Genomic DNA, 528 nt, shown 5'->3' on the forward strand with positions numbered 1-528 from the left:
TTTGTTGATGACGGCGCTCAGTTTCCTTCCTGCTTTCATTTTGATGGCGACGAGCTTTACTCGAATTGTCGTTGTCCTTGCGATTTTGCGCCAAGCTCTTGGTCTTCAACAAAGCCCACCTAACAGAGTGTTGGTCGGGATCGCTCTCGCATTGACGTTACTGATTATGCGCCCTGTCTGGAGCGATATTTATGAAAATGCGTTTCAGCCATACGACAACGGCGAAATCACGCTAATACAGGCTTTTTCTGTTGCAGAGAAACCAGTGAGAGAGTTCATGCTGGCACAGACGCACCAAAGCTCTCTTGAACAAATGTTACGTATTGCCAATGAGCCTCTCGACCAAAACGTTGAGGATATTTCATTTGCCGTTGTCTTGCCTGCATTTGTCATTAGTGAACTAAAAACCGCCTTCCAAATTGGTTTTATGCTTTTCATCCCGTTTTTGGTCATCGACTTGGTTGTCGCCAGTGTCCTGATGGCAATGGGTATGATGATGCTATCACCTTTAATTGTCTCACTTCCCTT

Annotated in this window: 1 protein-coding gene; it reads left to right on the forward strand. The window is 45.5% G+C overall.

Going from position 1 to position 528, the window contains the following annotated elements; translation table 11 throughout:
• On the forward strand, positions 1 to 528 hold a 528-nt coding region (gene fliP, locus R8O10_RS27310; protein WP_318192246.1), incomplete at both ends, for a flagellar type III secretion system pore protein FliP.

This window comes from Vibrio sp. 1727 (assembly GCF_033344415.1).
Classification (GTDB): Bacteria; Pseudomonadota; Gammaproteobacteria; order Enterobacterales; family Vibrionaceae; genus Vibrio; species Vibrio alginolyticus.